Genomic DNA, 342 nt, shown 5'->3' with positions numbered 1-342 from the left:
ATATGATTGCCAACCACCTACAAGTGCAACATTCCAAGGTTTTCAAGGAAACAACGTAATTATTTTATCTGACTTCGATTGTTTCCCAGGATTAGCACGTATTGCAATTAATAAAATTAATGTAGTCTCTATAAATTCACCTGATTGTGATCGTTTCTGTTGCAAGCGTAAGCATTGTAAAGAACGTGATGAGCATGATCATAGAGATGATTATTAAAAATGTATGAATAGAAATACCTTTCTTTTAATTTTATAAGCCACTTTGCAGAAAAAACACCTATTAAAAAATAGGTGTTTTTTCTTTCCTAATTTCACTGAACTGAACGTAAATAACAAACCATT

At 31.0% G+C, this 342-nt stretch carries 1 pseudogene; it reads left to right on the top strand.

The window, feature by feature from the left end:
* Positions 1–217: pseudogene (locus MR167_RS31980) on the top strand (hypothetical protein); the annotation flags it as partial.
* Between the last annotated feature and the right edge of the window lie 125 nt (positions 218–342).

The sequence above is a fragment of the Bacillus cereus group sp. BfR-BA-01355 genome, from assembly GCF_022663675.1.
Lineage (GTDB): Bacteria > Bacillota > Bacilli > Bacillales > Bacillaceae_G > Bacillus_A > Bacillus_A thuringiensis_S.
Note: the sequence above shows the minus strand (reverse complement) of the source record. Positions and strands in the feature narration are given on the sequence as shown.